This is a genomic window from Arcicella sp., assembly GCF_964672035.1.
Window position 1 is genome coordinate 1 of the sequence record NZ_CBABQS010000128.1, and the last position, 7,065, is coordinate 7,065.

The following is a 7,065-nucleotide window of genomic DNA, read 5'->3' on the forward strand; positions in this document are numbered from 1 at the left end:
TAAATACTTCATTTTTAGGTTTTATCTTAAATTGAATCTTTTTTCATTATCCAAAATAAGCTCAATTTGTATTTTTCCAAGCAGTTTTATTGTACTTTTAAATGCGTTGAACCTGTTAATCAATATAATTCTTCGAGTGATAACTTCAAATACCGTTCCACTGACTGAAAAGTACTTAAAATACCAATCAACGTTCCAATGATTAAAATTCCAATTAAGAGTACTATCAATTTACTTGTTTCTTGCAAAATTCCCAATCCTTCAATTTGTTGAACTGCTAATTGTTGTAACACAATTAGTAAAGTAGAAGCCACTAAACCACTAATGAGTCCTTGTAAAGCCCCTTTAATAACAAAAGGCTTACGAATAAAGGTATTTGTGGCTCCAACCAATTGCATACTTCTAATCAAAAACCTTTGTGAATAAAGTGATAATTTTATGGTATTATTTACTAAAATGACGATAATGGCCAGTAAGAATATGACGAAAACGGAGAGAATTAAATAAATTTTAGATATATTTTTATTGACCTCATCCACAAAATTTTCCACGTAAGAAGCTTCATGAACCCCCGAAATTGTTTCCAAATCAGCCTTAATTTCTTTCAGATTTACTTCATTAAAAAATTCTTCCTTAATTTTTACAGAGTATAAATTGAATAATGGATTGTTATTACCTAATAATTTACGATAATCTTCCCCAGATTCTTGAATAAATTGTTTGGCAGCTACTTCTTTAGAAATAAAATTTATTTGCGGTGAATTTTCTTTTTTTAATACAAAATTCTTGGAAGCAATTACTTTAAAAATTGAATCTAACTTCGTGGTTGTCAAATCATTATCTAAATAGACTTGCACCTCCACATTTTGCTTAACCAATTCTGCCAACTTGCGGGCGTTGAGCGTCAATAAGCCACAAAGTCCAATTAAGAATAATGCAATTGTTAAACTAACGATAACCATTGCGTTGGGAGTACTTCCTAATTTTTTAATTTTTGACATAGCCAATTAGTTGAAATTCATGGTTCACTTTTTAAAATATAAAGGTAAATTTAAAATAACTAAAACAGTTAATTGACTAAGCAAAAATAGCATTTTTTATTTCTTCTAAAATATTCTTAACGCTTTTTAACAAAAAAAGCCAGCTTTCAAGCTGACTTTCTTCAAAGTATGTTAATTTCTTCGATCTATTTCGTCACGAATTTTTGCTGCCTTTTCGTATTCCTCGTTCGCTAATGCTTCTTTAAGCATCGTATTTAATACCTCAACTGGATTTTCTTTTAATAATTCTCCAAATGATTTCTGAGGTTTCACATCGTCTTCAAAATCTTCCATCAAATCATCTTTTGAAGATTCATTGATAGAAATTCCCGCTTCTGATAAAACGTTTTCGTACGTGTAAATCGGAACATTAAAACGCAAACCTATCGCAATCGCATCAGAGGGACGTGCATCCACAAAAGTCTCCTTAATACCATCAGAACAATGGATTTTGGCAAAAAATACACCTTCTTTAATATCTGTAATTGAAATTTCGCTAACCGAGTAATGAAAAGTACGTGCGAAAGATTTAAACAAATCATGCGTCATTGGACGATTAGGTTCAATCTTTTCAATTTCAATTGCTATCGCTTGTGCCTCAAACATTCCGATAATAATCGGTAAACGTCTTGGGCCGTATTCTTCACCAAGGACTAATGCAAACGAGCCCGTTTGTGATGAGCTTGGTGATAGTCCTAATATTTCTAATTTAATTTTCTCCACCTTCTGGTTATTCTCTGATTTATAAATATTACTTACAAAGATATAAACCTTAAATTTTTTAAAAAAGTTTTCTTGTGTATAAAATTGGAACGCAGATTAGGCAGATGCTTCACAATCGAAGCATCTGTGTTTTATTCTTTGGGATTACAGAGCCTTAACAGCCTTTGTCAATCTTGGTAATATATCAAAAACATCTCCCACAATGCCATAATCGGCGGCTTTAAAAAAGGGAGCTTCTGGATCTTTATTAATTACTACAATTACTTTTGAAGAATTGACTCCTGCCAAATGCTGAATTGCTCCTGAAATACCTGCGGCAATATATAAATTTGGAGAAATTTTAATTCCGGTTTGTCCAACGTGCTCGTGGTGAGGTCTCCAATCTAAATCAGAAACTGGTTTTGAACAGGCGGTAGCAGCCCCCAAAGCATTGGCTAAATCTTCTACGATTTTCCAATTTTCTGGTCCTTTCAACCCACGTCCTGCTGAGACTACTAAATCAGCTTCTGGTAAAGAAATTGCCCCTGTTGCTTTGTGACTTCCCGTAACTTTTACCGCAAAATCAGCATCTTTCAACGTTGGCGTAAATACTTCAATCGTTGCTAAACTCGTTGATTCTACTACGGAAACAGCATTTTTCTTTACTGCAATAATTTGTTTATCCCCTTTCATTTCAACTATTGCAAAGGCTTTACCAGTGTAAATACTGCGAGTTACTTTAACGCCATTTGAAAAATCAGGCAATTCCGTTACGTTAGAAACGATGGAAGCCTTCAATTTTGCCGCAACTCTGGCTGCAACTGCATTTCCTAAGGATGACATGGCCAAAATAATAGTCGTGGCACCCTCTTGGGCTACCGCTGATGACAATACATCAGAGTAGGCTTGGATGTTACCCAACGCAAGCCGAGAATCATTTGCGTGAAGCACCTTGGAAGCGCCAAAGTTACCTGCTTTTGCCAATTCGTCATCTGTGGCTGTTCCGATAGCTAAAACGGTGGCAGTTGTCCCTTTCATTTTGGCGACTTCCGAACCATAATAAACGGCTTCGAGCGATGATTTTTTCAACGCTCCATTATCTATTTCTGTGAATATTAAGACTGACATAATTTAGTTGTGAGTTGTGAGTTCTGAATTGTGCGTTTTAAACTCTGATAATTTACAAAATTGTTAAATATTGCATTATAAAACCTTAGCTTCGCTTCTTAATAAAGCTATCAACTCCTCCGCATTTTCGGCGAGAATCATTTTGCAAGCACCTTTTGGAGCGGGTAACATATATTTTTCAGTAAAAGTCATGTCTTCTCCTACGGGTTCTACAACTCTTAGTGGTTTGGTTCTTGCCGTCATAATTCCCCGCATATTTGGTATTTTCCATTCGGCAATCGGTTCTTGACAACCTAAAACTAAAGGCAATGAGGCTTCAATATCTTCTTTTCCCCCTTCAATTTCACGAGTTATTTTCGCAACTGTTCCATCAATTTCTAATTTCATCACGGGTGACAAAGAAGGGATTCCCAACATCTCTCCTACCAATCCGTGAACAACCCCGCTGTTATAATCAATTGATTCACGCCCCATCAAAATCAAGTCGTATTTCTCCTGAGCAGCAATTGTAGCAATTTGTACCGCCGTAAAATAAGAATCTTTTGGCTCACAGTTTATCCGAATGGCATCGTCGGCACCAATGGCAAGACATTTACGGATAACTTGCTCAGAATCAGCCTCTCCAACGTTCAAAACGGTAACCGTTCCACCCATCTGTTCCTTCAATTCTACCGCACGAGAGAGTGCATAATCATCATAAGGACCTGTGATAAAAGTTATCCCAGCTTTATTAAATTTGGTATCTCCGTCAGTAAACGATATTTTCGCTGTGGTATCAGGGACACTCGTTACGCAAACTAAAATTTTCATGATAATTTATTTTTCACATTTGTTCAATGTGTAATTAGATTTAAACCGTAATAAAATTACAAATTTTCCTGCAATATTAACGAAAAGTTTTAAAATTAGTATGCAAGCATACTAATTTTAATAAAATAAATATTTTAATGAACAACAGATTAGAAATACTTAGACAATTTGTGGCAGAAGAACCACAAGACCCGTTTAACCATTATGCTTTGGCGACTGAATTATTAAAATTCAACAAAACTGAATCAAGGCAGATTTTTGAATATTTACTAAAAAATCATGCTGGTTATTTAGCTACTTACTATCATTTAGGAGCTTTGTATGTGGAATTGGGCCAGCATGAATTAGCTGATGAAACGTACCTTGCGGGAATAGCATTAGCTGACAAAATTGGCAATGAAAAGACTTTGAAGGAGTTGAAGGGTGCTTATCAGATGTTATTGGATGAGTTGGAGGATAATTAACCTAACCTGCTGCATCGGATTAAGTAAAATCCGATGCATTAGTAAAAGTTTACATGGTTAAAATAACCTTAAAACTAAAATTCCTCCCCATATTATAAACGCCATTTCTTCCCGTCAAAGGGTTTTGTGGAGCATACTTCAGTCGGCTCAAATGGTTTTGATACGCTATGTCCATGAGATTATCGGCATTGAGGAAAATTTTCATAAAATCATTTTTCTTAAACATTTTAACATTAGCACCTACGCCAATGCCTAATAATGTGTAGGCGGGCGTTGCCGTTTCAGTATTATAAGCACTAAAAATTTGGTTTTGTTTAAAAAAATGGTCAATACCCAATTTTACATAAATATTGGTCAAAACATTCCCAAACTTCTTGAATTCAGCTTTTAGTTCTCCTCTGTATTTGGCAGCGGGAATAAATGGGAGATATTTTGTGCTATCTGTCTGGTTATTTTGCGTTGCTTGTACGTACGAAAATGAATTGCCAATATGTAGCCAATCAAGCGGATGTGGATGCAGATCTACAAATAATTCGCCACCCAAAAGCGTTGCATTACGTTGCACAAATTGATAAGCGGGAGCGGGTTCTAAAATATCAGGAATACTGTCTCCCCCTGCCCTACTTTCTAATTTTGCGGCATAGATAAAATTAGATATGAAATTAACAAATGGCGTAAGTTCAAACGAAATATGGTCGGAGTTGAGAAAATAAGCGAGGTCAATCTGGTGGCTGAGTTCGGATTTTAAATTCTGATTCCCAATTTCATACCTAAAAGTACCTTCGTGTCGTCCATTCGATGATAATTCAGCAATATTTGGGGTTCTAAATCCTCTGGAAAGGTTCAATTTTAGCGTTGAAATTTTACTCATTTGAAGAGATAATCCCAAACTTCCCGAGAAAGCATGAAAGGTTTTATTAAAATTTTTGAACTTCAAACTACTATTTGTATTTGGATATTCTGTGGGCTTTTCATTTTCATCTAAGTACAAGGCATGGCTATTTATATTTCGATTATCGTAACGAATTCCACCCGCTAACGTGAGTTTTTGATTGAAAGTCTTTTGGGTAAAAATAAATCCGCCGACATCAAATAAATTATACTCAGGAATGATAAATTCTAAGCCTTTATTTTTATTATATTGATACATTCCACCCAATCCCACCGACGTTTCCCAGCCATTCATTTCAGCAAGATTATAGCGTAGATTGTAGTTAAAAGTGCTTAAATCAAAGAATAGGGCTACATCTTGTGGTTTTGTGGCATCGCCAAATTCTCTTCGTTTATTATTCTGAAATCCTAAATCAACGTTTAACGTCCCAGTTTTTAAGAGGAAATAATTATTAGTAAGTAATCGCAAATGGTTAATTTGTTGATGCGGGAATCCGATTTGAGAACCCGATAAATCTTGAGTTGTCGCTACTTTTTCAGTTCCGTTTTGCGTTATAAAAATAAACCTTCCGAGACTATCTCTTTCGCCTTCCACGAGATTCACCGTTGTATTAAAAGTATTAAAATGCAGATGTGAATGCCCCCAATTTTTATTAATTCCTACAAATAAACTCCCATCAAGATCTTGAAAACCAGAATTATAGACTTTCCCATCATAAGCATTTTGATAATTACCCGCATTTTTATTGGTTAATCTGGCTAACCATTGAAAGTCATTTTTATTACCTGCATTCGAGAATGAATAGGCAAATAAATTATTATTGGTTTGATAATTTGAGATTAGTTGCGTCGCAATTTTACCCACAGGTGGCGCTTTAGGAGAGATAAAATTCAAAACGCCCGCAATGCCATCCGAACCGTACATTAAACTGCCTGGTCCTTTTACAATTTCGATGCGGTCAATATCATTTTCATCAATTTCAATGCCATGTTCATCGCCCCATTGCTGTCCTTCTTGACGAATGCCGTTGTACAAAGCAATGACTCGATTATAGCCCAGACCTCTAATAACGGGTTTAGAAATGGATGCACCAGTGGTGATTTGACTAACCCCTGGTATATTTTTGAGTGCATCAATCAGATTGGTAGAACTATTTTGATTGAGGGAATTTTTATCAATTGCTTTGATGACAATTGGACTTAATTTCAATTCAGTTGAGCGAGTCACGCCCGTAACCACCACTTCGGTTAATTCCTTTGTTGAAGGATTTAATAAATAATTAATTTCGGCGTTTTTAATTACATTAACTCGCTCAATTATAGACTTATATCCGATAGAACTTATTTCCAAAAGGTAATTTCCCGCTTTGATATTTTCGATTTTAAAATGTCCGTTTGTATCTGTCGAAACTCCTTTTTTTAGGTCGCTAATATAAATTGATGCCCCAATAATTGGCTCTTTAGTTTGAGTGTCTTTAACAGTACCAGAAAAAGAATTTTGAGCTTTGGCAGTGCTGACTACTCCGATAAGGATTAATAGATTGATGAAAATGTTTTTCATATTTTGGGTTTTTAAATGCAATAACGTTGCAAATATAAAAACTCTTACTCATTAATGCAATATTGTTGCATTAAAAATCATAAAGAATCTATTTTAACCTTAATTTCAGCCGATTCATGGCAAATTTTGTTTTCATATATGCCCGATTTTGGAGAATCGGTTTACATATTTTTACCAGCCACATATCCCGTCGTCCAAGCGGCCTGAAAGTTATAACCACCCGTAACTGCATCAATATCAAGCACTTCTCCTGCAAAAAACAAGCCTTTTATCATTTTACTTTCCATTGTTTCGGGGTTAATTTCCGATAAATCTATTCCTCCACAGGTGACAAATTCTTCTTTGAAAGTAGTTTTTCCTTGTACTTTCTGTGATGAATTCATTAAGTTTTCAATCAGTTTATTCGTATGTTTTACAGTTAAATCAATCCAGCGGAGATTTTCATCAATTTCTGATAATTCACAAAAGC

7 protein-coding genes are annotated in these 7,065 nt (G+C 35.1%); 1 reads left to right on the forward strand and 6 read right to left on the reverse strand.

Features of this window, described 5'->3' with window-relative positions; genetic code table 11:
• Positions 1-119: 119 nt before the first annotated feature.
• From AC1W31_RS19845 to AC1W31_RS19860, 4 genes are all read right to left on the reverse strand, one after another.
• Positions 120-1,001 (reverse strand): cell division protein FtsX, encoded by an 882-nt coding sequence (locus AC1W31_RS19845; RefSeq protein ID WP_481736238.1) that lies wholly within the window; start codon positions 999-1,001, stop codon positions 120-122.
• Between the two features lie 171 nt (positions 1,002-1,172).
• Positions 1,173-1,763, reverse strand: coding sequence for a bifunctional nuclease family protein (locus AC1W31_RS19850; protein ID WP_481736239.1), 591 nt, complete (start codon positions 1,761-1,763; stop codon positions 1,173-1,175).
• Between the two features lie 144 nt (positions 1,764-1,907).
• Entirely contained in the window at positions 1,908-2,870 is a 963-nt protein-coding gene (locus tag AC1W31_RS19855; RefSeq protein WP_481736240.1) for an electron transfer flavoprotein subunit alpha/FixB family protein, read from the reverse strand.
• 75 nt (positions 2,871-2,945) lie between these two features.
• Complete coding sequence (locus AC1W31_RS19860; RefSeq protein WP_481736241.1) at positions 2,946-3,680, reverse strand: electron transfer flavoprotein subunit beta/FixA family protein; 735 nt, start codon at positions 3,678-3,680, stop codon at positions 2,946-2,948.
• A 137-nt stretch (positions 3,681-3,817) separates the two neighbouring features.
• On the opposite strand from AC1W31_RS19860, the gene AC1W31_RS19865 reads away from it, so the two are divergent.
• Positions 3,818-4,144 (forward strand): tetratricopeptide repeat protein, encoded by a 327-nt coding sequence (locus tag AC1W31_RS19865; RefSeq protein WP_481736242.1) that lies wholly within the window; start codon positions 3,818-3,820, stop codon positions 4,142-4,144.
• 49 nt (positions 4,145-4,193) lie between these two features.
• Here AC1W31_RS19865 and AC1W31_RS19870 read toward each other — a convergent pair whose 3' ends face one another.
• Both AC1W31_RS19870 and AC1W31_RS19875 read right to left on the reverse strand, forming a co-directional pair.
• Positions 4,194-6,596 carry a TonB-dependent receptor gene (locus tag AC1W31_RS19870; RefSeq protein WP_481736243.1) on the reverse strand — a complete coding sequence of 801 codons (2,403 nt, stop codon included), beginning with the start codon at positions 6,594-6,596 and terminating at the stop codon, positions 4,194-4,196.
• Between the two features lie 161 nt (positions 6,597-6,757).
• A partial coding sequence (locus AC1W31_RS19875; protein ID WP_481736244.1) for an NAD(P)/FAD-dependent oxidoreductase occupies positions 6,758-7,065 on the reverse strand: 308 nt, incomplete at its 5' end.